The sequence below is a fragment of the Pseudomonadota bacterium genome (assembly GCA_030860485.1).
In the GTDB taxonomy this organism is placed as follows: domain Bacteria; phylum Pseudomonadota; class Gammaproteobacteria; order JACCXJ01; family JACCXJ01; genus JACCXJ01.
In genome coordinates, this window is the sequence record JALZID010000234.1 from 1 (window position 1) to 24,287 (window position 24,287).

The following is a 24,287-nucleotide window of genomic DNA, read 5'->3' on the forward strand; positions in this document are numbered from 1 at the left end:
GGCAGACGCAGAGACGGCGCGCACCCGAAAAGACACACCGACCGGCAATAGAGTCGGCACCACCTGGGCGATCCAACTCGGGAGCTTCAGCAGCAAGGCCAACGCCAAGAAGCTGCGTGATCGCTTACAGAAGCTCGGCTTTCAGCCTTTCGTCGAGCGCATCACCGTGAAGACCCGCAGCGTATTCCGGGTGCGCGTGGGGCCCGAGAGGGTACGCCACCAGGCCGAGGCACTGCGCGCGAAGATCCGGAAGCAGGCCAATCTCGACGGGGTCCTGGTGCGCTACCCGTAGCCCGCATTTCGCCACCCGCTCCCCAGGGACCCGTCTCCGGCAGCCGCAGCCGCCATCGCACCCTACTGCCGCAAGCACCACACGTTCCTCGATCGCTCGAAACGGGTGTCGCGGTTCCTGACTCCGCGGCGAAGTCCCAAGCGCTCCCGCGGCAAACCCGGCGGGTGGCGCGGATCGGTGATCCTCACGGAAATGGTTCGGAATTAGTTCACAGATCCGCAGGCACCGCCGCGCTAGACTTTGAAGCTACTCCGGGAAGCCCGCGGCCTGCGCCGTCCTCCCGGGCCGATCGGGGGGTGACGACAATGCGGGAAAACGGGACATTGCTGGCGATCATGGCCTTGGCCGCGGTGGCCGTGCTCGGCGATGCGCCGGGCGGGGGTGGTTGGGCCCCGACCCAGGCACGGGCCGACGCGCCCGCGGCGCGGGACCCGAGCGTCGCGGGGGGCGAGACCTGCGACAGCGATGCGGTCCTGCGACAGATCGATGACCTTTACCAGGGCTTCCAGCGCGATGTGATCATCGCCACCGTGCCGGACCCGATCGATTCCCAGGCCGGCTGGCTCTTCGATGCGCAGCTCGAAGCGATCGTGGGCGCCATAGAACGCAAGATACTGGTCGAGAGCGCGGGCGCCAAAAGCGACGCGGACTCCGGTCAGCTCAACTACACCCGCGACCGTTACGTGCTACCCTGGAACTGCGCGGCGCGGGCCGGGGAGCGCGCCTCAGGGGACGCCGGCGGCGCACGCCCCGTGGACCCACGCGAGGCGCCTGGGCTCGTGGTCTTCCGCAACCGGAACCAGAAGCGCCTGCTGCTCCTTTTCTTGATCGGCGAGACCCCGACCTTCGGCATCCGCGAGATAGCCCTGTCACGTGCCTTGACCGCCGCGGCCGAGGGCTGCGGACCCACGACGCTGATACGCCTCATGGCGCCAACCTTCACCGGGTCGGCCATGTCGCTGCGCGCCGCCATCGAGCGCTGGTGGGAAAGTAAGGATTCCTGCCCGACGGCACGTTTCAAGATCATCTCGGGAAGTGCCTCGGACTTCGGGAACAAGGACATCATCGAGCAGCCGTTACGCGCGTCGGTGTCGGTAAAACCTGGGCCGGCCGTCAGTTTTCAGGCCACGGTGATCCCGGAAGAGGCCATCCTCCACGCCGTATACCGGCACCTCGAAGACCGGGGCGCCGATCTGAACCGCGAAGTCGCGCTCCTGGCCGAGGCCGGGACGTCCTACGGCCAGTCCGCCTACGGGGGCATGGTCCTGACCTTCCCGATGCGCCTGGGCCGGCTACGCACTACGGGCGGGGCAGAGGCATCCCACAAGGCCGGTGCTTCGACGCCGAACGGCCAGGGCCTATTGCGGCTTGGGCTCGACGAGCTCGGCGCGCCGAGCGATCTCTTCCCGACCTTCTTCCCGAGGATCCACAACCCCTCGGACGAGCTGGTGCTGGGCCATCTCCTGTCCACCATCTCGAAGGAGAAGTACCGCTACGTCGGCCTGCTCGCGACCGATCCCCGTGACAAGCTCTATCTTGCCAGGCTCATCCGTCAGTATTGCCCGGACGTCGCACTGTTCACGGTGCAGAGCGATCTGCTCTACGCCCACCGCGATTACAACACCTACCTTAAAGGCATGATCGTGGGTTCCACCTATCCGCTCTTCAACAGCAACCAGTTGTGGAGCCCCCCGTGGCAGGGTTCGACCCAGCGCCTCCAGTTCCCGCGCAATATGGCCCAGGGGGCCTATAACGCCACCCTCGCGCTGCTCGATCGCCGCGAGCTGGTGGACTACGGTGCGCCGTTCGGGTCGCAGCCCGGCCGGCCCGAGCAGCAGCCCGCCGTCTGGCTCGCGGTGGTGGGCGACGAGGCGCTCTGGCCGCTCAAGGCGGAGGTCGGATACCGCCATCTCCTGCGGGACGAGAAGAACCGCGCGGCGGACGAGCGCAGCCCCTATACCTACGTCAACACCCTCCCTCTGCCGCCCACCGCAGCGGAACGACTCTACCGCCTGGTGGCACCGCGGCACTTCCAGCTCGTGGGCTGGCTCGTGACCTGGGGCCTCCTGGCGCATGTATGGGTGTGGGGCCGACAGTACGCAGAGTGGCGGCAGATCGGCGTCAGCGGCTGGGAGTGGTTGTGTTTCTGGGCGCCGGCCGTGGTCCTGTTCTTACTGGGCTTGCTGTGGTGGTGGGCCAGCCCCGCAGGGCCTCCCCTCGACGGGGTCCGGGCCGTCGAGAACGACGCGAATGTCGGACGGGCGTTGTTCGCACTCCGCAGCGCCAACCTCCAGAGTGGGGTCTCCGTGCTTACCCCCCTCCTGTTCGTGACTTTGGCAGCCTATCTCCTCGCTTTCGCCCAACTCAAGCGCCTTCGACTGCTGCGCGAGCGGCGCACCGAGCCGGCCTTGCAAGAGCGCCTCGCGCAGCGCTTCGGGTCCAGCCTGGATCATACCGGGGCCGAGCACAGGGGCTGGGGCGAAGTCAGTACGCTCGAAGGCGCCATCGAGGACGCCGCCTACCGCGCCCCCTGGCGCAGCGATTGGCGATGGACCAGCATTGTGCTCTTCGTCGTCCTCGGGGGCGCGGCATTCGGCCTCTTGCGGGTCATCCCGGCAATCGATAGCAGGGCGTGGCACTACGTGCTCGTCCTGGCACAGGGCGCGCTGCTCCTCGGGGTGCTCCTGTCCTATGGCCAGTTCGCGGTCCTGTGGCGAGAGCTCCGGAAGCTCCTGCAGCATTTCTCCATGCACCCCATGGTGGGGGCCTTCGAGCGCCTGCCACGGCGGCTCATCGGCCAGTTTCGCTGGAATCCGCTACCGGAGATGCCGCATACCGGCCCCTTGCTGGGGCAGTATTTCCAGCTCCTGGCCCATCACATCGATGTCGTGAATACCGTTGGGGGCTCGGCGCGCGAGGTGGCCGAGGCGGGGCTTGAGGCGACCCAATCGACCCATGGGCGTCTGGCATTGGCGATGCCCCGGATCGCCGCGGTCGTCCGCACCGAGCGCTGGTTGCGGCCGCCCCTCACCTCGGCCCCGGAGGCCGCCAATCTCGCGACCCCCGCCGCGCCGACCCACGACCCGCGCCAGGTATGGTTCGACCGCGCCGAAGAGCTCATCGCCATCCATGTGGCGCAGTACATCAACTATGTGTTCCTGCACCTGTGGAATCTCTTGACCTGTGCGATGCTGGCCTTGCTACTCCTGCTGTTCGCCAACGGCGCTTATCCCTTGCAGCCGCAGCAACTCCTCAACGCCTTCCTGTTCGCGATCGCGGTCACCGTGGTCGGCTGGACCTTGCGGGTCCTGGTACAGATCAATCGAAACGATCTGCTGTCCCGGATCCAGAAGACCGAGCCCAACAAGACCACCTTCGATCGACCGCTGGTCGCGCAGTTTCTGCTTTACGGGGTCGTGCCCCTCCTCACGCTCCTGGCCACGCTGTTCCCCGGCATAGCCGGGGTGTTTTCGTGGGTCGCGGATATCCTGAGGCTCGTGAAGTGATGGGGCGCATCCTGAGGCGCCTTAGGAACCGAACGGCTTGCCGTCGATGGTGAGCGCCACGACGCCCTTGTCCAGGACGTAGGTGCAGGCCACCGGCGGATTGCCGGCGCCGCCGCCCTTCCAGTTCAGGGTCACCTGGCGTTCCCCGTCGCTGACCGTGTCGTTCGGCAGGCCCAGGATCACGTTGGTGTGCTTGCGGACCGCCTCCGGACAGGCCTCGCGCGCATTCTCGGTGAGGGCCTTCGTGGTCAGCATGTAAGAGTCGGTGGCCATCTGGCGGGGATCTTTGTCTTGCATCATCACGGCGATGATACCGATGCCGAAGACGAAGAGGATGCCGAGGAGAAGCTTCTTGGGCGTAAATTCCATAGGACGATGCTCTCTAGTGGCTGTTCGATGACGGTAGGGTTCTCGGGGAGGTCTGTGCGCCCCGGGTTCCAAGGATAGGAAAACACAGCCCACGCTACAAGCACGACGGGCCGGGGCCTGGATCCGATCAGGAACGTCATGCTGCGCTGCGTCATGCATTCTACATTGCAAACCCATTACAATGCCCGGTGAGGGGGTGCCGCAGAGAGACGCGGCGGAGGGACAGGCAGCGGCACACGAGCCATCGCGTAGGGACGGGCGCATCATTCGACCTTGCGGTCGGCGGCGGCACCCCGCGGCGAATCAACAGAGGCCTCCGCGCTATGACGAGCTTGCAGCTGCTATTGCTCATCTGGATCGCGAACGGCGCCCCGGTTCTGGTGCATGCATTGTTCGGGACGCGCTTCGCTCATCCGGTGGATGGTGGTGCGCGGTTCCTGGACGGACGCCCGTTCTTCGGTACCGCCAAGACCGTGCGCGGGGTCATCGCCGCGGTCTCGTTGACGACGCTGGCCGCCCTAGGTCTCGGACTGTCGCCGGGACTCGGCGCGCTCATCGGCTCCGCCGCGGTGGCAGGCGATCTCCTCACCAGCTTCATCAAACGGCGCATGGGGCTCCCGCCGAGCAGCCGGGCGCGCGGACTCGACCAGGTCCCCGAGTCCCTGCTGCCGGCACTCGTCGCCGCCCCCCGCCTCGGCCTCGCGGTGGCTGATATCGCCCTGGTGGTCGGGATGTTCGTGGTCCTCGCGGTCGGGCTGTCGCCGGTCCTGTGCCGGATCCACGTCCGCGAGACGCCTCATTGACGCGGTGTCTTCCGGCTCTCGCGGCGAGACCGTCGCCGCGTATCGCCGGGATCCTGAACCTCACCCCCGATAGCTTCTCCGACGGCGGGCGGTTTGCGGAACAACGGTCCGCGATCGATCACGCGCTCCGCATGGCAGAGGAGGGCGCCGATGTCATCGATGTCGGCGGCGAATCGACGCGCCCCGGGAGCCTGCCGGTGCCTGCGGCGGAACAGGCGCGGCGCGTCCTCGGCGTCATCGAGGGCCTGCGCACCCGCCTCCCCCCGCACGTGCCGATCAGCATCGACACCACCCGGGCCGACGTCGCGGAGGCGGCTCTCGGAGCCGGTGCATCGCTCATCAACGACGTCTCCGCCGGACGCCACGACCCGCGCATGTTCGGGGTGGCGGCGGCCCGCGGGGTGCCGCTCGTCCTCATGCACATGCAAGGCACACCCGCGACCATGCAGGAGGACCCGCGCTACGAGGACGTGGTCGAGGAGGTGCGCGCCTTCCTGCTGGAGCGCGCCCGGGCCGCGGAGGCCGCCGGTATCGCGCCCCGGAACCTGATCATCGACCCAGGCATCGGGTTCGGGAAGACTCGGGAGCACAACTTGACCCTCGTGGCCCGACTCGGGCGCCTGGTGGACACGGGCTATGCGGTGATGCTGGGCGCGAGCCGCAAGCGCTTCATGGGCTCGGTGTGCGCCGCAGAGGACCCGTCGCGATTGGTGGGTGCGACCTGCGCCACGACGGCGCTCGGGGTGCGAGCCGGGGTCGGGTGGTTCCGGGTACACGACGTAGGGCCCAACCGCCAGGCCGCCGACGTCGCCTACGCCGTCGTGCACGCCGACCAAGGCAGGCGTTTATCGACGTAACACAACCCCGGTGGCGTGGGGCAGGGCGGCGGCCCGCTCCCGAGTCGGTGCGTTGCTCATGCTGGCCGCTGGAGCATCTGAGCAATAACGCTGACGCTGAGGGCAAGGATCAGCGTATTGAATCCAAAGGACAGCACGCCGTGGATCAACACAAGCGTACGCATGGACCGCGAGGTCACCTGTACGTCGGACACTTGACAAGTCATTCCGATAACAAAGGCAAAGTAGGCGAAATCCAGGTAGTTGGGGTTTGGGCCGCCTGGAAAGTCGAGCCCCCGGTCGTTGCGGCTATGCGGTTGCCGGGATGTGGCAGAGTAGAAGAGATGCGCGTAGTGAAAGGTGTACACGGTGTGCGTCAGGCACCAAGAGGTTGCCACCGCGATGGCTGACTGGACGATGTGGAATCTTGAATGCGCCGCGGCGATGTCTTTGGAGGGACCCAGCAACAGTCCTACGGTCAGTAGGCTCATGACCGCAGCCATGACGACGACGACGAATATGACCGTCCGTCCGAAATCCTGAGACTGGGCCGTACGCTGGATATGCTTGAGATCGGCGCGTACGATGGTGTTCCACGCGAGTACCAAGCTGCAGATCGCAAAGGCGTTCCACGTCACGATCGCGTGGGTCGCGATGTGCCAGCGGCCCGAAGCCGCGTAGGCCACAAACACCGCGACGAGCGCGGCATAGGCCAGGCGATGGTGGGCGTCGAAGATTGCGGCGCGCCCGAGGATCCATCGGATCACGGCAAGGTCCTTCTTCTCCAGAAGGGTCACAAGCAGACGCCCGTAGCTGGCGTCGCGGCCTACGCCCGGAGACTGACCGAGGGGATCGCGGGCCGAGGGAAATGGCGGGCCGCAAAACGAACCGGCCATCGCGCGGGTGCTATTCCATAGCACGCGGGAGCGAGCCCTCAGCTCGTCGGCCGCTTCAAGGCCAGGGTCAGCCCATCCGCCACCGGGAGCAGGGCGACGCGCACGCGCTCATCGGCGTGTACGAACGCATTGAAACGCCGGATCGCGTCCGTGGCCGGGTCGTGGACCGCAGGGTCCGCCACCTGACCCGACCATAGGACGTTGTCGACCACGATGAGCCCCCCCGGCCGGAGCAGCTTGAGGCACAACTCATAGTAGTCCCGGTAGCCCTCCTTGTCGGCGTCGATGAAGGCCAGATCGAAGCTCCCGGCGCCGCCACCGGCCAGCAAGGCGGCAAGGGTCTCGGCGGCCGGGGCCAGCCTGAGGTCGATCTTGCCGCCGACCCCGGCCTCGTCCCAATAGCGCCTCGCGATCGCGGTCCATTCCGCGTTGACGTCGCAGGCGATGAGCCGCCCGTCGGGCGGCAGGGCGAGCGCCACCGACAGGGCGCTGTAGCCGGTAAAGACTCCGACCTCGAGCGCCCGCCGGGCCCCCATGAGCTCGCACAGGAGCGCCATGAACTGGCCCTGTTCGGGGGCGATCTGCATCTCGGCCTCGGGGAGCGCCGAAGTCTCGGCGCGCAGGCGCCGCAGTATCTCGGGCTCGCGCAGCGACACGCCGAGGAGATACTCGTAAAGCCGCTCCGTGAGCTGGATGGTCTTGTTGGTCACAGTGATCCTCTGCAGCGGGCACGACCGCGCTTCGACATGTATCATAAGGGCCCGATGTCATCAATAGCCCCGCAGGATCGATAGCCTGGATGGTCGATACACCCCTCGGTCGATAGACCCTCGAGAGCCAGAGGCCGATGGCCACTACCCCCCAAACGGTGTCTCGCACCGACCGCCCCGCCGGGACACGGCTCTTGGTGCAGCTCACCGATTGTCATATCCGAGCCGACGCCGGCTTCACCTACGACGGGATCGACACCCGCGAGTCCCTGCAAGAGGTCGTGGCCCTGATGCGAGCACGGCATGGGCTGCCCGACGCCGTGGCGCTGACCGGCGATCTCAGCGACGATGGGAGCCAGGCCGCCTACGCGTGGCTGCGCGGGTGCTTGACGACGCTCGCGGTCCCGGCCCACTGCATCCCCGGCAATCACGACGACGCCGAGGTCCTGCGGGCGGTCCTGCCGGGCGACAACGTCCATGTCACCGATTGGGCCGAGCTCGGGGGCTGGCAGCTGGTGCTCTTGTCGAGCGCGGTCGCGGGCCGGGAAGGCGGCTCGCTCGGCCGCGGCGGGCAGGACACCCTGTCGGGATTGCTGCGCTTCGCGGGCCATGCCCCGACCTTGGTCCTCTTGCACCATCCCCCGGTCCCGGTCGGCAGCCCGTGGCTGGACACCATGTGCCTCGACGACGCCGCGGCGTTTTTCGAGGTCATCGACCGCCACCCGAACGTCCGGGCCGTGGTCTTCGGTCATATCCACCAAACCTACGATGAGGCGCGTGGAACGCTGCGTTTACTCGGCACCCCCTCGACCTGCGCCCAGTTCACGCCCAGGACCGAACGCCACGTGAAGGACCTCGAGATGGCCGGCTATCGCTGGTTCCTGCTGAGATCGGACGGGGATTGGGAAACCGGCATCGAGCGCCTGTCCTGACGCGGCTCTGCACGCGACACGGCGCGATCGGAAGGGAGGCACCCTGCTCGTCAAAAGGCTCGCGGACTGCGCGGCCATCCTGGCCCACGACGGCTGTCGGCTCAAGGAGCTGTTGCATCCCGGAAACGACGCGGTGGATATCCCTTATTCGCTGGCCGTCGCGGTGGTGGGTCCGGGGCAGGGCACCCATCCGCACCGGCTCGAACAGACGGAGGTCTATCATCTCCTCTCGGGGAGCGGGGTGATGCACATCGGCGGGGAGGAACGACCGGTATGCGCGGGTGATCTGGTGTTCATCCCACCGGGCGAGACGCAGTGGATCGAGAACCCGGGCATCAACCCCTTGGTGTTCGCCGCCATCGTGAGCCCACCCTGGCGCGCCCAAGACGACCGAAGGGTCGAGTCACCGGCTTGGGATTAAACCGCCATGGGCGGGCCGCTGAGCGCCCCAGCGACTACTCCGCCGGTCGCGGCGGGCGCGAATTGCCCACACCGCGACGCGGTGTTCGATGCATTTCGGCTTCGCCTGTCCCCGCAGGGGTTGACAGGGCAGCAGCACGACCCGCGTGTCGTCCAGCGCTGGGACGTCGTCACTCTGCGGCCCGGCTCCGATCCGCTGGTGGCGCTTTCGGTGCGTTCGATCCGCCGCCCCGGACGCCGGTCGTACCCAGCAGCTTGAATATCTGAACGACGCAGCCGCGTGCCTGCGCGACGGCCGGGTCGGCCTGCGGCAGCTCGCCGGGTCGGTGCTCGCGACCTTGCCTGAAAGCGCCCGGATCCTCCTGGAGAAGACGCAGAAAACCTCCAGGCCGGACTTGGACCTCGCTCTGAAGCGAAAGAAGGAGATGGAAAGATGAAACGCAAAAACCTTCATATCGGATCTTCGTTTGAAGGCTTCCTTGACGAGGAGGACATTCTTGAAGAATGCACCAATACCGCGATCAAGCGCGTCATCGCCCGTCAGGTTGAGCAGGCCATGAAACAGCAGGGCCTGAGCAAAGCGGCGATGGCCCGCCAGATGGGGACCAGCCGGTCCGCCCTGGATCGCCTTCTCGATCCGGAAGATGCCGCCGTTAACCTCGGCACGTTGCAGCGTGCCGCTTCGGTTGTGGGGAAGAGGCTCCGGCTCGATCTCGTAGATGCGCGAGCATGAAGAGGGAGAACTACTGTGGCGACGCTTGAACACGGGCTAGAATGGGATCCCCGAAAGCACATGGGGGCTTCGTATGGCACTCGCGCTGCGTGATAACGCTTACCATACCTATGCGGACTATCTTGCCTGGCCCGAGGATGTCCGCTACGAGCTGATCGACGGCATGGCTTACCTCATGGCGCCCGCGCCGGCGTTGGACCATCAGGACATCGCCGGGGAGATCTACTTCCAACTTCGGCGCTCCCTGGAGGGCAGATCCTGCCGGGCCTTCATCGCGCCGGTGGACGTGCGTCTGCCTAAGGGGGAGGAAGTCGATGAGCAGGTCGACACGGTGGTGCAGCCGGATGTGTTGGTCGTGTGCGATGCGGGGAAGCTCGATCGACGCGGCGTGCGTGGCGCCCCGGATTTCGTGGTCGAGGTGCTCTCGCCGGCTACCGCGAGTCACGACTACCTGTTGAAACGCCACGCCTATGAGCGTGCCGGCGTCAGGGAATACTGGCTCGTGCACCCGGCCGATCGGATGCTCACCTCCTACCGCTTAGTGGATGGGCGGTACGGTGAGCCCGTGATGCAGGAATTGGCGGGCTCGACCCCCGTTAGCGTGCTACCGGGGGTGGTGATCGCGTGGGACCCTCTGGTCTCGCGCCTGCCCAAACCGGATCTTTGAGGTTCAACGTAGGGGTGGGGTTCTGGACAGAAATGGAACAGCGCTATGGCCGGTGACTCAGTGACTCGCAATACGACGTCTTCCTCGGCTATATGCCGAAGGATGGGGGATGTCTGCTAAGATGAGTACAAACGTTTCCGCATCGCGTTCTCCTTTGCCGGAGAAAAGCGAGCGTTCGTCGCCCAGGTCGCCGCCATTCTCGCGAAAAAGTTCAGCGAAGACAAAATCCTCTACGACAAGTACCACGAAGCCGAATTCGCGAACTGGAAGCTCGGCCTACTTCTGCAGGAACACTACCACGATCACTCGGGCTTGATCGTCGTTGTGGTGTGTCCCGATTACAGTACGAAAGATTGGTGCGGCTTGGAATGGGTCGCGATCCACGGAATGCTAATGTCCGGCAAAGATCGTGAAATCATGCTTTGCCGCTTCGAACACGCCAAGCTCCAAGGCCTACATGAAAACGCTGGCTTCGTCGAGCTCGACCACAAAACGCCAGAACAAGTTGCCAAGCTCGTCCTCGAACGCCTAGCCATTAACGAAGGCAAACCCAGGGAGTACTACCCCGAGAAAGGCGAACCACCGAAAACCTCCATCCCGAACAACCTTCCCCGCCTCCAGTCCTTCTTCGGGCGCGAGATGGAACTCGCGGCGATCCGCGAGGCCCTCGACCCGGAGAACCGCACCTGGGGGCGCTTATCGATGGGCCGGGCGGGATGGGGAAGACCTCGCTCGCCGTGCGCGCCGCCTACAACTGCCCGCCCGGCCAGTTCCAGCGCATCATCTTCCTCTCGGTGAAGGACCGGGAGCTGGACGACGACGGCGTGCGCAAGCTCACCGGCTTCATCCTGCCGGGGGGCTGCTCGAAATGCTCAACGAACTCGCCCGCGAACTGGGGCAGCCCGACATCGCGAAGGCGCCACAGGACCAGCGCATCCGGCTCCTGCTCGACGCCGTCCGCCCCGCGCAGGCGCTGCTCATCCTCGATAACCTCGAATCCCTTACCAAGGGCGACCGCGACCAGCTCTTCACCTTCGTCAAGCGCCTGCCGCAGGGCTGCAAGGCCATCCTCACCAGCCGCCGCCGCATCGGCTCGGGCTCGGAGCTCCTAATCCTTGAAAAACTCGACCAAGCTGCAGCACTCGAGATCCTCGCCGACCTCGCCCGGCGCAATTCGCTGCTCGCGAAGACCAGCGAGGCGGACCGCATCGCCGTTTACACGCAGACCGGCGGCAAGCCGCTACTCCTGCGTTGGGTGGCCGGGCAGCTCGGGCGCGGAAGCTGCCGCACCTTCACCGATGCACTGCACTTCCTGCGCAGTTGCCCGCCGGACAACGACCCATTGGAGTTCATCTTCGGCGATCTCGCGCGGGAATTCACCGACAACGAGACGAAGGTTCTCGTGGCGCTCACTTACTTCACCCTGCCGGCAAAAGTACAGCACATCGTCGAGCTAGCCGGCCTCGACGAGGCGCCGGTCGACACCGCCTTGCGCACCCTCGCCAACCGCTCCCTCGTCGTCCCCGACCAGGAGGAGACGGCCTACGCCCTAGTGCCGATGGTCGCCGACTTCCTGCGGCGCAAACGGCCCGAAGTCGTCGCGGAAACCGGCGATCGGCTGGAGCAGCGCGCCTATGCGCTGATCGTGGAGAACGGCTACAGCAAACACGACCGCTTCCCGGTGCTCAATGCCGCCTGGCCCACTGTAGCCCCCGCCTTGCCGCTCTTCCTCGCCGGGCCGAATGATCGGCTCCAGACCGTGTATAGTGCGCTCCACGTGTTTTTTGAATTCACGGGCCGCTGGGATGAATGGCTCTCGCTCAGCCGACAGGCGGAGGCCAAGGCCATGGCGACGGGCGATCATGCGAGCGCCGGTCAGCGTACCTATGATGCGGGCTGGGTTCACTATCTGCGAGGGCAAGCGGACGCAGTGCTGACGTGTGCGGACCGCGCGGCGGCGCACTGGCAGACCGCTAAGGCTAGTGCCCCCGAGCGCGCCTTCGCTATCCACTTGCGCGGCCTCGGTCACCAGTTGAAGGCGGATTACCCCGCCAGTATCGCGGCCTCCCGCGAGGTGGTCGAACTGTACCACAGCTTGTCCGCCGAGAGCGAGAATTTGGCCGCCGCCCTAAGCGGCCTCGCCCGAGCCGAGCAGAAATCCGGCGATCTGGCGGCGGCGGACCGGGATTATCGTGAGGCGCTGCGGATAGCCCGAGCGGTCGACGCAGTGTCTGGCGTGGCCAACTATACGGGCAATCTGGCGGAGCTGGCGCTCGACCGGGAAGACTGGCCGGGGGCCGAGACCCTGGCCCGGGAGGGGCTGGCCTTGTCCGAAAAGCTGGGCCGCCAGGAATTGATCGCCGAAGACTGCCAACACCTCGCCAAGGCCCTGGTGCGGCAGGGCAAGCCCGCCGAGGCCCTGCCCCACGCCCGGCGCGCGGTGGAGATACTCATCCGGCTTCGCTCGCCTCGCCTCGAAGGCGCCCGAGCGACGCTGCGGGAGTGCGAGTCTTGACCGTCCATTTGGACTGAGGAATTGGAACCCCGCCCTAGCTAGGATTACGCGGCGACCGTGTTGGGGCGGCAATGACGAGCCCCTGGCGACCGGGCCGGAGTCCGATCGCGCTGACGCGGCCTTCGGCAGGTCATGGTAGCGATGGAACGCAGAGTCCGGAGTCCGGCATGGTCTGCACCGGTCCCGAGCGCACCCCGTGTCGTGAATGCGCTACCCGGCTTCGCGGGACGAGATCAACTTAACGGCCCCGCTGAGGTCAGTCGATCGCCTCGACGGAGCCGAACGCCCCGACCGGGCAGGCGATCCCGGTGCCGCTTAGGCCGCAGTAACCTCGGGGGTTCTTGGCGAGATATTGCTGGTGATAGGGCTCGGCGTAGTAGAACGCCGGTGCGTCGCGGATCTCGGTCGTGATCGGGCCGTAGCCGGCCCGGGACAGGAGCGCCTGGTAGGTCTCGCGGGCCGCGACGGCGGCCTGCCGTTGCGCCTCGTCATAGGCGAAGACCACGGAGCGATACTGCGTGCCGACATCGTTCCCCTGGCCCATCCCCTGGGTCGGGTCGTGGGATTCGAAGAAGCACCTCAAGAGCGACGCATAGGGCAGGTGCGCCGGCTCGAAGACCACGAGGACCGCCTCGGCGTGCCCCGTGAGACCGCTGCACACCTCCTCGTAGGTCGGATTCGGCGTCTCGCCCCCGGCATAGCCAACGGCCGTGGTATGGACGCCCCGGAGCTCCCAGAAGCGCCGCTCCGCCCCCCAGAAACAACCGAGCGCGAACAGGGCTTTGGCCATCCCGGTGGGGAACGGCGGGGTGAGTGGATGACCGTTGACGAAGTGTGCCTCCGGGACCGGCATGGCGACGGCACGGCCCGGCAGCGCCAAGCCGGGCGCCGGCAGCGAAATCTTGTCGGCGAGTCGTGTCATGAGGGCCTCCCGTGCTTCTAGTAGATCCGCGATAATGCCCGAACCGGAAGGGGGATAAGCGATGGCTCAATACGTTTATACCATGAACCGCGTGGGCAAGATCGTGCCCCCCAAGCGGGTGATCCTGCGAGACATCTCGCTCTGCTTCTTTCCCGGGGCCAAGATCGGGGTGCTCGGCCTGAACGGTTCGGGGAAATCGTCACTCCTGAGAATCATGGCCGGACTCGACCCCGACCACGACGGAGAGGCGGTCCCGATGCCTGGGATCTCCATCGGCTTCTTGCCGCAGGAACCGGCGCTCGACCCCGCCAAGGACGTGCGCGGCAACGTGGAGGAGGGGGTGCGGGAGGCGAAGGCCTTGCTCGATCGCTTCAACGCCATCACGGCACGCTTCGCCGAGCCCATGAGCGAGGAGGACATGAACCGCCTGCTCGAGGAGCAGGCCCACCTGCAGGAGGCCATCGATAGCGCCGGGGCCTGGGAGCTGGAGCGCAGGCTCGACATCGCGGCCAATGCCTTGCGCCTGCCGCCCTGGGACGCCGACGTGACGCGCATCTCGGGCGGCGAGCGCCGGCGCGTGGCCCTGTGCCGGCTGTTGCTCTCGAACCCCGACATGCTGCTCATCGACGAGCCCACCAACCACCTGGACGCGGAGTCGGTGGCCTGGCTGGAGCGGTACTTGGAGAGGTTCCCCGGCACCGTGATCGCGGTCACCCACGACCGCTATTTTCTCGACAACGTCGCGGGTTGGATCCTGGAGCTGGACCGCGGCCATGGGATCCCCTGGCAGGGCAATTACTCGTCGTGGCTAGAGCAGAAGGAACAGCGCCTGGCCCAGGAAGAGAGCAAGGAACAAGCGCGCCTCAGGGCGATGCGGGCCGAGCTCGAATGGGTGCGCGCCAACCCCAAGGGCCGTCATGCCAAGGGCAAGGCGCGCCTCAAGCGCTATGACGAGCTGGCCTCGCAGGAATTCCAGCGCCGCAACGAGACCAACGAGATCTACATCGCGCCCGGACCGCGCCTGGGCGATCTGGTGATCGAGGCGGCGGGGATCGGCAAGCGCTTCGGCGATCGGCTGCTCATCGACGACTTGAGCTTCAGCCTCCCACGCGGCGGCATCGCCGGGGTCATCGGCCCGAACGGGGCGGGGAAGACCACACTGTTTCGCATGATCACCGGGCAGGAATCCCCCAATGCCGGCCAGATCCGTATCGGCGACACGGTGGTCCCGGCCTATGTGGAGCAGTCGCGCGACACGCTCGATCCGGCGAAGACCGTGTGGGAGGAGATCTCGGACGGCCAGGACCTCCTGCGCGTCGGCAGCTACGAAACGCCCTCGCGTGCCTACGTCGGCCGATTCAATTTCAAGGGCTCCGACCAGCAGAAGCGCGTCGGCGACCTCTCGGGCGGCGAGCGCAATCGCGTCCACCTGGCCAAGCTCCTGCGCCTTGGCGCAAATCTGCTGCTCCTCGACGAACCCACCAACGACCTCGACATCGAGACGCTGCGCGCCCTCGAGGAGGCCCTGCTCAACTTCCCGGGCGCCGCGATGGTCATCTCCCACGATCGCTGGTTCCTGGACCGCATCGCCACTCACATCCTGGCCTTCGAGGGCGACAGCCGGGTAGTATGGCAGGAAGGGAACTACACCGACTACGAGGCGGATCGCAAACGCCGGCTCGGGGAAGAGGCGGCGCAACCGCACCGCATCCGCTACAAGCCCATCATCCGCTAGAGTTTAGAACAGGGTGGCCAGCGTCTTGTCGGCCACGGTGCCGGGGAGGGGGATATAGCCGTCCTTGATGACGACCCCCTGGCCGCTCTTGGACAGCACCATCTTCAGGAACTCCCCCTCGAGCGGCGGTAGCGCCTTGTTGGGGTGCTTGTTGACATAGATATAGAGGAACCGCGACAGCGGATAGGCGCCGCTGATGGCGTTCTCCGAGGTGGCCTCGACCGGCGCCTCCCCTTCCAGCTTCGCGAGCGGGACGGCACGCACGCCCGAGGTCTTGTAACCGATCCCGGAATATCCGATCCCGTTGATGGACTTGGTCACCCCCTGCACCACCGAGGCCGAGCCGGGTTGCTCGTTGACGATGTCCTTGAAGTCACCCTGGCACAGGGCGTTTTCCTTGAAGTAACCATAGGTCCCCGACACCGAATTGCGGCCATAGAGCTGCAGGGTGCGGGACGCCCATTCGCCACTCAATCCGAGCTGGCCCCAATGGGTGATATCCTCGCCGTAACCGCACTTGCGGGTCGCCGAGAACACGGCATCGAGTTGCGGGATGGTCAGGCCCTTGATGGGGTTGTCCTTGTGTACGTAAGCCGCCAGGGCATCGATGGCGACGGGCACGGCCGTGGGCTTGTAGCCGTGCTTGGATTCGAAGGCCTCGGTCTCGACGTCTTTCATGACCCGGCTCATCGGGCCGAGGTTGGCGGTGCCCTCGGTAAGCGCCGGCGGGGCGGTCGAAGACCCCATGCCCTGGACCTGGATGGTGACGTTGGGATACAGGCGTTTGAACTCTTCGGTCCACAATGTCATGAGGTTGTTCAGGGTGTCCGAGCCGATGCTCGACAGGGTGCCCGAGACCCCGCTGGCCTTGCTGTAGTCCTTCAGGCTGGGGTCGACCTGATCCGCTCCCAGGACGGCATGCGAACCGAAAAGGGCAACGCTCGTTGCGAGGATCGCGGGATAGTACTTCATGACTCGTGCTCCGTTCATGGCGGTAAAGCGCCAGTATCGGGTCGCCGTGTGACGGTTCGGTGACAACCGGAGCCGTTCACCATCGCCCGCGCCGCAGTCCATCGCCGGGCATCAGGCGCCGCCGTAGGCGGTCGCCTGATGCCCTTGTTGGGCTGGACATGGAATTAATGCTCTAACAATAACCTCATAGGCACCATCTCCGAAAGGGTGAATCCATGTCGTTTATAGAATCGTTGAGCTGATTTATTTGTTTGATCGGTAAGAAGCGTAAGTCGACGACAGCCGACAGACTTGGCGAAATCAATGGCCGCTTGTAGTAACTTCGACCCCGCACCACTCCCGCGGTGATCGGGATGCACAACCATATCTTCCAAGATGGCCACTCGGCCACCAAGAGCAGTGCTGATTGTAAAAAGCAGGTTAATCATGCCCAGAGGTGAGCCCCATTCACGAAGGACCAGAATTTGGCCACGCTCCGGAAAATCAATGATGTTCTGCAAGCCGGCTGATTGCAAGGAGCGGTCCGGTTGGGACTCGGCTTCCTGTGCAAACAAAAACCCTAATAGCTCACAGAGCCCGGGAATGTCTTCTTTGGTGGCTTTTGTTATTTCCATGATTCCAGTATGCGGCCCATCGCCCCGATCAACCGCCGGAGTCAATCAAAGATCCGCTTGAGCACGATGGTCTCGGCGCGATCGGCGCCGGTCGAGATGAGGTCGATCGGGCAATCGGTGATCGCCGCTAGGCGTTCCAGATAGGCTTTGGCGCTTACGGGCAGCCGTTGGTACTCGGTGAGACCGCTGGTCGAAGCGGTCCAGCCCGGCAGATCCTCGTAGAGCGGCTCACAGCCGGCGATGGCCTCGGCACCCGCCGGTACGGTGGCCAGCAACCGCCCTTGGTAGCGATACCCGGTACAGACACGAATGGTATCCAGGCCATCCAGGACATCGAGCTTGGTAATGCAAAGCCCCGAGACGCTGTTGATCCGGCAGGCCCGGCGCAAGGCCACGGCGTCGAACCAACCGCAGCGCCGCGGCCGGCCGGTGGTGGCCCCGAACTCATGTCCGCGGCGCGCCAGGTGCTCGCCCATCGCGTCGAACAGCTCCGTGGGAAAGGGGCCCGAGCCCACGCGGGTGGTGTAGGCTTTGGTGATACCGAGCACGTAATCGAAGCACCGCGGGCCGACCCCGGAGCCGGTCGCGGCCCCGCCGGCCGTGGTGTTCGACGAGGTCACATAGGGGTAGGTTCCATGGTCGATATCGAGCAGGGTCCCCTGCGCCCCCTCGAACAGGACGTTGTCGCCGCGCGCTTGATGCTCGAATAACAGCTCGGTGACATCCGCGATGAGCGGCGTGATGGCCTCGGCCAAGGTCAGCGCCTCGTCGAGCACCGCCGAGAAGTCCAGCGGGGCACGCTGGTAGAAGTGCTTGAGAACGAAGTTGTGAAAGTCGAGGACCTCGCCGAGCTTAGCGGCGAGGCGCTCGCGGTGGAGGAGATCGCCAACCCGCAGGGCGCGGCGCGCCACTTTGTCCTCGTAGGCCGGTCCGATCCCACGCCCGGTGGTGCCGATGGCGGCTGTGCCGCGGGCCTCTTCGCGCGCCTGGTCGAGCGCCACATGGTAGGGCAGGAGCAACGGACAGGCCTCGCTGACGAACAAGCGCCCGCGCGCCACGACGCCCTTCTGCTCCAGCATGCGGATCTCCTCGCAGAGCGCCTGCGGCGAGACCACGACGCCGTTGCCGATCAGGCAGCGCACCCCGTCGCGCAAGATCCCGGAAGGGATGAGGTGCAGGATGGTCTTGGTGCCGTCGATGACCACGGTATGTCCGGCGTTGTGACCCCCCTGAAACCGCACCACCGCACCCACGTGCTCGGTGAGGAGATCGACGACCTTGCCCTTCCCCTCGTCGCCCCACTGGGTGCCGACCACCACGAGGTTCCTGGCCATCGCCCTCCCCCTCCGGTCTAGACGGGGTTCAAGACCCACTGCCCGTCGCAGAGGTCGAGCTGCTCACCGCAGCCCATTTCGGCGGCCCCCCCCACCTGGCCCGGTAGGCCGTACACCACCCGCCTGCCCTCTGCCCGGAGTCGCCCGATGACGTCCGTGAGCCTGGGGTCGGTGCGCCTGGGGTCCGTGGGCCAGGGGGCGAAGACGCTCGGCCGCGGGCGATCCGTGGCTGCGGCGCCGCCGACCAGGAGCTTGAGGTCAGTGCTGAAGCCGGTTGCCGGTCGGGAGCGCCCGAAGACCGCGCCGATATCGTCGTAACGGCCGCCTTTTGCCAGGGCCTGGCCTTGCCCCGCCGTGTAGGCGGCGAACATGACGCCGGAATGGTAGTGATAGCCACGCAGCTCGGCGAGGTCGAAATGGATTCGGACCTCGGGATACCGCTCGCGCACCTGCGCACCGATCTCGCCAAGGTCATGGATCGCTGCCCGGACCTCGCGGCCCGCTCTCGAGAGGGCGCGCAGGGACACGTCGAGCACCTCGGCATCGCCGTTCCACTCGGGCAATGCGGAAATAGGCCGGGCGATCTCGGGCGGGACACGCCACCGCTCCAGATAATCATTGATCTCGGGCACGGCCTTGCGCTGCAGCGCGTCGAACAGCAAGCCATTCTGCTCGCGATCGAGACCGGCCCGATCAGCCAGCGCGCGGAACACCTGCATGTGCCCGAGATCGACGCAGATCCCGTCCTGGCCGGCGGTCTCGAGCGTCTCCAGCATGAGGCACACGACCTCCACATCGCTCTCCAGACCGCGATGGCCGTAGAGCTCGGCGCCTATCTGCAACGGGTTGCGGGAGCCGCCGAGGCCGGCTGGCCGGGTGCGCAGGACCGGGCCCAGATAGCACAGGCGCGTGGGGGTCTCGCGCTTGAGGCGGTGGGCATCGATGCGCGCCACCTGTGGGGTCATGTCCGCGCGCACCCCCATGAGCCGACCGCTCATCTGGTCCGTGATCTTGAAGGTCTCCAGATCGAGGTCGCGTCCGGTCCCGGTGAGCAGCGATTCCAGGTATTCGATGAGGGGTGGAACACAGAGGTCGTAGCCCCAGCTCTGGAATAGATCGACGATCGCGCGCCGTAGCGTCTCCAAGCGCTCCGCCTCCGGCGGCAGCACCTCCCCGACGCCCTCGGGGAGCAGCCAGCGGTCCTCGACAGTCATGCTCTCAGAGTTTGTGAAAAAAACTACTGCGCTCGCGATCTCGCGTTGCGTCCTCGGCGCGCCAAGCAGGGCCATTCCCTGGCCCTGGCTTCCCGGCGGTGCTCGGAATCGTCATGTATTTCCCTCGCGTGTAGATCAAGCTACACTCCGGTTGCTCGTCTCATCCTTGAGACTCGCCCCTTCGGGGCTTGCGCTCCGTTTCGCTCCCGGCGAAACGGTCCTGCGCTCTGGCGGAACGCCCTCCCTTCGCTCGTTACGGTTTTTTAACAAGTCTCAGTTGAACAGGTACAAGACCAAGACACCCACCACCATGCAACTGAGACCCAGGAACCGGAGCGTAGGGTCGTCGAGCTTGGAGGCCTCGTGCAGGAACCTCCGGGCGGCATCGGGATGCAGGAAGGGCAGGATGCCTTCCAGGACCAGCATGAGACCGACAGCGACCAGGAACTGGCGCCACATGATTCATCACCACCGGCGGGTCGGGGCACGGATCACCCTCAGCCGGACTGTCCCCCAGCCACCGTCTCAGGGCGCGGTGGATTTCTTGAAATAATGGAAGAACTCCGACTTCGGGTCCAGCACCAAGATGTCCTGGTGCTTCGCGAAGCTCGTCTTATAGGCGATGAGGCTGCGGTAAAACTCGTAGAACTCCGCATTGCGACTATAGCCCGCGGCGTACACCTCGGCGGCACGCGCGTCACCGGCCCCACGGGTCTGTTCGGCATCCCGATAGGCCTCGGCCAGGACCACGGTCCGCTGCCGATCGGCATTCGCCCGAATGGTCTCGGCCTGGGCGCCGCCGCGCGAACGAAACTCCTGCGCCACCTGTTCGCGTTCCGCCCGCATGCGGTCATAGACGGCGCTGCTGACCTCTTCCGGGAGATTGATGCGCTTGGTGCGGACATCGACGACTGTGACACCGAGCTCATCGCCCTTGGCGCGCGCCGCCTCGGTGACGCTTTGCATGACACCGCCGCGCGCGCCGGCGACCACCTCCCGGATCGTGCGCCTGCCGAACTCCCCGCGCAGACTGTCGTTTATCTGCTGGAACAGGAGCAGACCCGCGCGCCGCACGTCCCCTTGGGTGCGCCTGTAGTATTTCTCGACATCCGCGATCCGCCACTTCACGAAAGAATCGACGATGACGTCCTTCTTTTCGCTGGTCAGGAAGCGCTCCGGCTGGGGGGAGTCCAGGCTCATCAAGCGTTTTTCGAATTTTACGACATCGTTGATGAACGGGATCTTGAAATGCAGGCCGGGTTCGAAGTCCGAGCGCTGGATCTCCTTGAAGCGCAGCAGTATCGCGAACTCCCGCTGGTCTACGGTAAACACGATGCCCCAGCCCAGTAGGGCTACGACGAGCAGGAGCGCCACGATCAGGAGAGGCCGGCCGCGCATCTAACGGGTCCTCTCGCGGCTGCGCACGTCGGCGCGCGGCGCGGGCGCCTGATCGGAGGCCAGAGGCTCCGCTTCCGCGCCGGATCGGGGTGGCAGCGCGACGGTCTCCGGGGACCCCGGCGCGTGCCCGAAGAACTTGTCGAGCGGCAGATAGACCAGATTGTTGCCGCCCTCGACATCCAGCAACACCTTCGGAGAGTTGGACAGGACGGACTCCACGGTTTCCAGATAGAGCCGCTCGCGGGTCACCCCCGGTGCCTTTTCGTACTCCGCGAGGACCTGTGTGAAGCGGTTCGTCTGACCCTGGGATTGCTCGATCACCTGCGATTTATAGCCCTCCGCGTCGGCCCGGAGGCGGGCGGCCTGTCCTTCCGCCTTGGGCAGGACCTCGCTGACATAGGCCTTGGCCTCGTTGATGTAACGCTGCTCGTCTTCACGGGCCTTGATGGCGTCGTCAAAGGCGCTCCTGACCTCCTCGGGTGGCCTGGCCGGCTGCATGTTGACGCTCGTGACCTCCACACCGGCTTGGTACTGATCCACGAGGTCCTGGATCGCCTCGCGGATGTCCGCTGCGACTTGCATACGACCCTCGGTCATGATGAAGTCCAGCTTGTTTTCCCCGATGACGCCGCGCACCGAGCTTTCCATGACCTGCTCCAAGGTGGCGTCCGGACCAACCACCAGGAAGGCGAAGTCTTCGACGCTGCTCACGCGATATTGCACGTTGAGCTCGACATCCACGATGTTCTCGTCCTGGGTGTACATCGCGCCTTTCTGGCCCACCGACCGGATCTGATCGATATTGATCTTCTCCACCCGCTCGATAGGCGGCGGCCAGCGGAAGTTGAGACCGGGCATGAGGGTCGTGATATAAGCGCCGAAGCGCGTCACCACCGCACGCTCGGCGGCCTCGATGACGTAAACGGACTGGTAAACCGCGAACGCCACCAAGGCGACGAGGGCCACGATCCACAATGCGGGTGAGCCGCCGCTACCACCGCCGCCTCCGCCACCACCCGAGATCGGGCCCCGCTCGCCGAACAAGCCCTTGATCTTGGCCTGAAGCTTACGGAACGCCTCATCCAGATCGGGCGGCCCGCTGCCGTTACCGCGTCCTCCCCAGGGGTCTTTGTCGCGGCGACCCCCCCCGGGTTCATTCCAAGCCATCGGCTGGGCCCCCATCGATGTCGTCTCGATTCGTCACTGTGGCCGGTATCATACGGACCTGGCCGGGGCGCCGCAAGCTTGCTCCACGACGTCGAATCGTGACAGGCGTCTCTGTTCCCGCGGGCCCACCATGACGCTCAAGAACCAGCCACCGCGCTCGTCGGCGTGTTCCTCCCGCACCGCACCCTGATTGTATAGCCAGGATCGCAGCCGGCCGGCCCGCGCCGGGAGGTTCAGCCAGCGATAGTAACGCCCGCCCTCGAACCTCTGCGCGATTGCCCGGCACAGGAGATCGAGGCCGACCCCTTCCGCGGCCGAGAGGAAGACGCGCGTCGAGCCCTCCTCGGCACCGGATTCGATGGCGGCAACGCGGGCCGGGACGCGGTCGATCTTGTTGTACACCTCGATGAGGGGGAGCTCCGCGCCGCCGATCTGTGCGATGACGCGCCGCACGGCCTCGACCTGTACGGCCTGTTCGCAGAGCGGTGCGCCGGCATCGATGACATGCAGCAGGAGATCGGCGTCGCCTACTTCCTCGAGCGTGGCGCGAAACGCGGCGACGAGCTCGTGGGGTAGATCACGGATGAAGCCCACCGTATCCCCGACGATCACCGGACCCGCCTCCGCAAGCTCGACGCGCCGCAAGGTCGGGTCGAGCGTCGCGAACAGGACGTCCGCGGCATACACCGAGGACCGGGCCAGGCGGTTGAACAGGGTCGATTTCCCGGCGTTGGTATAGCCGACCAGGAGCACGGTCGGGAGGCCCGCGCGGCGCCTCGCCTTTCTGCCGAGCGCGCGCTGCCGCCGGAGCGTCTCCAATCGACTGCGAAGCTGCTGGATGCGGCGCTTGATCAGGCGGCGGTCGGTTTCGAGCTGGGTCTCTCCAGGGCCCCTGAGACCGATCCCGCCGCTCTGGCGTTCGAGGTGCGTCCAGCCCCGTATCAGGCGCGTGGAGAGATGCTGCAACTGCGCCAGCTCGACCTGGAGCTTGCCCTCGAAGGTACGTGCCCGCTGCGCGAAGATATCCAGTATCACGGCGCTGCGATCGACGACCGGACATTCCACGAGACGTTCCAGATTGCGCTCCTGGCCCGGATTGAGCTCGTGGTTGAAGAGCACCACATCGGCGCCCGCCTGGCGGACCGCCTGCTTGATCTCCATGGCCTTGCCGCTGCCGGCGTAATAGCGCGGCGCCGGGGGCTTCCCGGTGCCGCACACGATAGCCACCTCGGTGACTCCGGCCGAGCGCACCAGGTCTCGAAACTCGGCAAGCGCCCCTCCTCGCGCCGGGTCCCCGGCGTCGAGGTCGACCAGGACAGCACGTTGCCGGGCTTGAGGTCGTTGAGACAAGAACTGTTCGACCGCCTAGGGCGCGGTGGCCGGCGAACGGGCCTATGGGCTAGGGCTGCGCCTCTTCCCCCTCCCCATCTTCCCTCGGGAGCTTGATGTTGCGCGAAGGGACGATGGTGGAGATCGCATGCTTGTAGACCATCTGACTCACCGAGTTCTTCAACAACACCACGAACTGGTCGAAGGACTCGATCTGGCCCTGCAGCTTGATGCCGTTCACCAGGTAGATCGACACCGGCACATGCTCGCGGCGCAAGGCGTTCAGGAACGGCTCTTGGAGTGACTGCCCCTTGCTCATAAAGAAGACTCCTGCTCGTTTCGTCTTTGAATTCTTCGGTGCTGGGCCCCACACGGTATGGCGGTCCCGAAGGCGCAACGATCGGCGCCAGCTGCGACGATCCCGCCGGGTATCCTCCCGGTAGGGATCCGTGCGGCCCGGTAGGGATGCTGTGCGGCCCCCGCGAGCCGACAACACCCCTGCGCCGGAATTGTACTCGATCCCAGGCGCGTCGAGGGAGTTAGACCCGTGCCCCGGGCGTTGTTCCGGGCAGCGACCGAGCGCACCGCCGCGATGCACGAGAACATCCTGCCGTGCGGGATGCTCCAGAGGGACCGGGGCGTCTAGCCCGCATTTCTCACCACCACCCCTACTGCGGCCGCCGATCCGCTCGGCCTTGGCGGTCGGCTCAGCTAGGCTTTCACCGTCTTTCAGTCCGTGCGGCCCGCCAGACGGCGCCTCGGCGGTCTCGCGACGGGCAGTGGTGAGAAATGCGGGCTAGTGTAGTGTCCCTTGAATAACTTTACAGATTATCCCTTCTTGTTTTCCCTCGGGGTCCCATGTGAGGACTCCCACTTTTCGAGCTGCGTCCGTTCAGCCGTTTCAACTCGATCGACAGCCTCGT

The 24,287-nt window shown here is 65.7% G+C and carries 25 protein-coding genes; 12 read left to right on the forward strand and 13 right to left on the reverse strand.

Going from position 1 to position 24,287, the window contains the following annotated elements:
• Both M3461_14305 and M3461_14310 read left to right on the forward strand, forming a co-directional pair.
• The coding region (locus M3461_14305) for an SPOR domain-containing protein (protein MDQ3775430.1) at positions 1 to 292 on the forward strand (292 nt) is incomplete at its 5' end.
• A gap of 305 nt (positions 293 to 597) precedes the next feature.
• Positions 598 to 3,798: a hypothetical protein gene (locus M3461_14310; protein ID MDQ3775431.1), complete on the forward strand. Its 3,201-nt coding sequence runs from the start codon at positions 598 to 600 to the stop codon at positions 3,796 to 3,798.
• A gap of 21 nt (positions 3,799 to 3,819) precedes the next feature.
• On the opposite strand, the gene M3461_14315 is transcribed toward M3461_14310, so the two are convergent.
• Positions 3,820 to 4,167, reverse strand: a complete 348-nt coding sequence (locus M3461_14315) for a hypothetical protein (GenBank protein ID MDQ3775432.1) — start codon at positions 4,165 to 4,167, stop codon at positions 3,820 to 3,822.
• Positions 4,168 to 4,490: 323 nt separating this feature from the next.
• Between M3461_14315 and M3461_14320 the strand changes: the two genes are divergently transcribed.
• Positions 4,491 to 4,970 (forward strand): CDP-archaeol synthase, encoded by a 480-nt coding sequence (locus M3461_14320; GenBank protein MDQ3775433.1) that lies wholly within the window; start codon positions 4,491 to 4,493, stop codon positions 4,968 to 4,970.
• A complete protein-coding gene (folP, locus tag M3461_14325) occupies positions 4,967 to 5,827 on the forward strand; it encodes a dihydropteroate synthase (GenBank protein MDQ3775434.1) in 861 nt (286 codons plus the stop codon). Before M3461_14320 ends, folP begins: the two co-directional genes overlap by 4 nt.
• Before the next feature lie 56 nt (positions 5,828 to 5,883).
• On the opposite strand, the gene M3461_14330 is transcribed toward folP, so the two are convergent.
• The gene (locus M3461_14330) at positions 5,884 to 6,702 is read right to left on the reverse strand and encodes a DUF1345 domain-containing protein (GenBank protein MDQ3775435.1); all 819 of its coding nucleotides are present in this window, start codon (positions 6,700 to 6,702) and stop codon (positions 5,884 to 5,886) included.
• 38 nt (positions 6,703 to 6,740) lie between these two features.
• Complete coding sequence (locus M3461_14335; protein MDQ3775436.1) at positions 6,741 to 7,412, reverse strand: class I SAM-dependent methyltransferase; 672 nt, start codon at positions 7,410 to 7,412, stop codon at positions 6,741 to 6,743.
• Between the two features lie 137 nt (positions 7,413 to 7,549).
• On the opposite strand from M3461_14335, the gene M3461_14340 reads away from it, so the two are divergent.
• The 7 genes from M3461_14340 (at position 7,550) to M3461_14370 (ending at position 12,679) form a co-directional block, all read left to right on the forward strand.
• A complete protein-coding gene (locus M3461_14340; protein MDQ3775437.1) occupies positions 7,550 to 8,344 on the forward strand; it encodes a phosphodiesterase in 795 nt (264 codons plus the stop codon).
• 112 nt (positions 8,345 to 8,456) lie between these two features.
• Positions 8,457 to 8,765: a cupin domain-containing protein gene (locus M3461_14345; protein MDQ3775438.1), complete on the forward strand. Its 309-nt coding sequence runs from the start codon at positions 8,457 to 8,459 to the stop codon at positions 8,763 to 8,765.
• Positions 8,766 to 8,910: 145 nt separating this feature from the next.
• The gene (locus M3461_14350) at positions 8,911 to 9,201 is read left to right on the forward strand and encodes a hypothetical protein (GenBank protein MDQ3775439.1); all 291 of its coding nucleotides are present in this window, start codon (positions 8,911 to 8,913) and stop codon (positions 9,199 to 9,201) included.
• A complete protein-coding gene (locus M3461_14355; protein MDQ3775440.1) occupies positions 9,198 to 9,497 on the forward strand; it encodes a helix-turn-helix domain-containing protein in 300 nt (99 codons plus the stop codon). The genes M3461_14350 and M3461_14355 overlap by 4 nt, the downstream gene beginning before the upstream one ends.
• A 73-nt stretch (positions 9,498 to 9,570) precedes the next feature.
• Positions 9,571 to 10,164 (forward strand): Uma2 family endonuclease, encoded by a 594-nt coding sequence (locus tag M3461_14360; protein MDQ3775441.1) that lies wholly within the window; start codon positions 9,571 to 9,573, stop codon positions 10,162 to 10,164.
• Between the two features lie 195 nt (positions 10,165 to 10,359).
• Positions 10,360 to 10,962 carry a hypothetical protein gene (locus M3461_14365; GenBank protein ID MDQ3775442.1) on the forward strand — a complete coding sequence of 201 codons (603 nt, stop codon included), beginning with the start codon at positions 10,360 to 10,362 and terminating at the stop codon, positions 10,960 to 10,962.
• A gap of 70 nt (positions 10,963 to 11,032) precedes the next feature.
• A complete protein-coding gene (locus tag M3461_14370) occupies positions 11,033 to 12,679 on the forward strand; it encodes a tetratricopeptide repeat protein (protein MDQ3775443.1) in 1,647 nt (548 codons plus the stop codon).
• A 256-nt stretch (positions 12,680 to 12,935) separates the two neighbouring features.
• Here M3461_14370 and msrA read toward each other — a convergent pair whose 3' ends face one another.
• Positions 12,936 to 13,601, reverse strand: coding sequence for a peptide-methionine (S)-S-oxide reductase MsrA (gene msrA, locus M3461_14375; protein ID MDQ3775444.1), 666 nt, complete (start codon positions 13,599 to 13,601; stop codon positions 12,936 to 12,938).
• A 61-nt stretch (positions 13,602 to 13,662) separates the two neighbouring features.
• Here msrA and ettA point away from each other — a divergent pair, with 61 nt between their 5' ends.
• A complete protein-coding gene (ettA, locus tag M3461_14380) occupies positions 13,663 to 15,336 on the forward strand; it encodes an energy-dependent translational throttle protein EttA (protein ID MDQ3775445.1) in 1,674 nt (557 codons plus the stop codon).
• Between the two features lie 3 nt (positions 15,337 to 15,339).
• On the opposite strand, the gene M3461_14385 is transcribed toward ettA, so the two are convergent.
• The 9 genes from M3461_14385 to hfq form a co-directional block, all read right to left on the reverse strand.
• Positions 15,340 to 16,308 carry a phosphate ABC transporter substrate-binding protein PstS family protein gene (locus tag M3461_14385; GenBank protein ID MDQ3775446.1) on the reverse strand — a complete coding sequence of 323 codons (969 nt, stop codon included), beginning with the start codon at positions 16,306 to 16,308 and terminating at the stop codon, positions 15,340 to 15,342.
• Between the two features lie 164 nt (positions 16,309 to 16,472).
• Positions 16,473 to 16,922: a GNAT family N-acetyltransferase gene (locus M3461_14390; protein ID MDQ3775447.1), complete on the reverse strand. Its 450-nt coding sequence runs from the start codon at positions 16,920 to 16,922 to the stop codon at positions 16,473 to 16,475.
• A 41-nt stretch (positions 16,923 to 16,963) separates the two neighbouring features.
• Positions 16,964 to 18,256 (reverse strand): adenylosuccinate synthase, encoded by a 1,293-nt coding sequence (locus M3461_14395; GenBank protein ID MDQ3775448.1) that lies wholly within the window; start codon positions 18,254 to 18,256, stop codon positions 16,964 to 16,966.
• 17 nt (positions 18,257 to 18,273) lie between these two features.
• Positions 18,274 to 19,470, reverse strand: coding sequence for an ATP phosphoribosyltransferase regulatory subunit (locus M3461_14400; protein ID MDQ3775449.1), 1,197 nt, complete (start codon positions 19,468 to 19,470; stop codon positions 18,274 to 18,276).
• Positions 19,471 to 19,743: 273 nt separating this feature from the next.
• Positions 19,744 to 19,929 carry a DUF2065 domain-containing protein gene (locus M3461_14405; GenBank protein MDQ3775450.1) on the reverse strand — a complete coding sequence of 62 codons (186 nt, stop codon included), beginning with the start codon at positions 19,927 to 19,929 and terminating at the stop codon, positions 19,744 to 19,746.
• 66 nt (positions 19,930 to 19,995) lie between these two features.
• Positions 19,996 to 20,868 carry a protease modulator HflC gene (gene hflC, locus M3461_14410; protein ID MDQ3775451.1) on the reverse strand — a complete coding sequence of 291 codons (873 nt, stop codon included), beginning with the start codon at positions 20,866 to 20,868 and terminating at the stop codon, positions 19,996 to 19,998.
• The gene (gene hflK / locus M3461_14415; GenBank protein MDQ3775452.1) at positions 20,869 to 22,035 is read right to left on the reverse strand and encodes an FtsH protease activity modulator HflK; all 1,167 of its coding nucleotides are present in this window, start codon (positions 22,033 to 22,035) and stop codon (positions 20,869 to 20,871) included.
• Positions 22,036 to 22,083: 48 nt separating this feature from the next.
• Entirely contained in the window at positions 22,084 to 23,385 is a 1,302-nt protein-coding gene (gene hflX / locus M3461_14420; protein MDQ3775453.1) for a GTPase HflX, read from the reverse strand.
• Between the two features lie 49 nt (positions 23,386 to 23,434).
• Entirely contained in the window at positions 23,435 to 23,683 is a 249-nt protein-coding gene (gene hfq / locus M3461_14425; protein MDQ3775454.1) for an RNA chaperone Hfq, read from the reverse strand.
• Positions 23,684 to 24,287 lie beyond the last annotated feature (604 nt).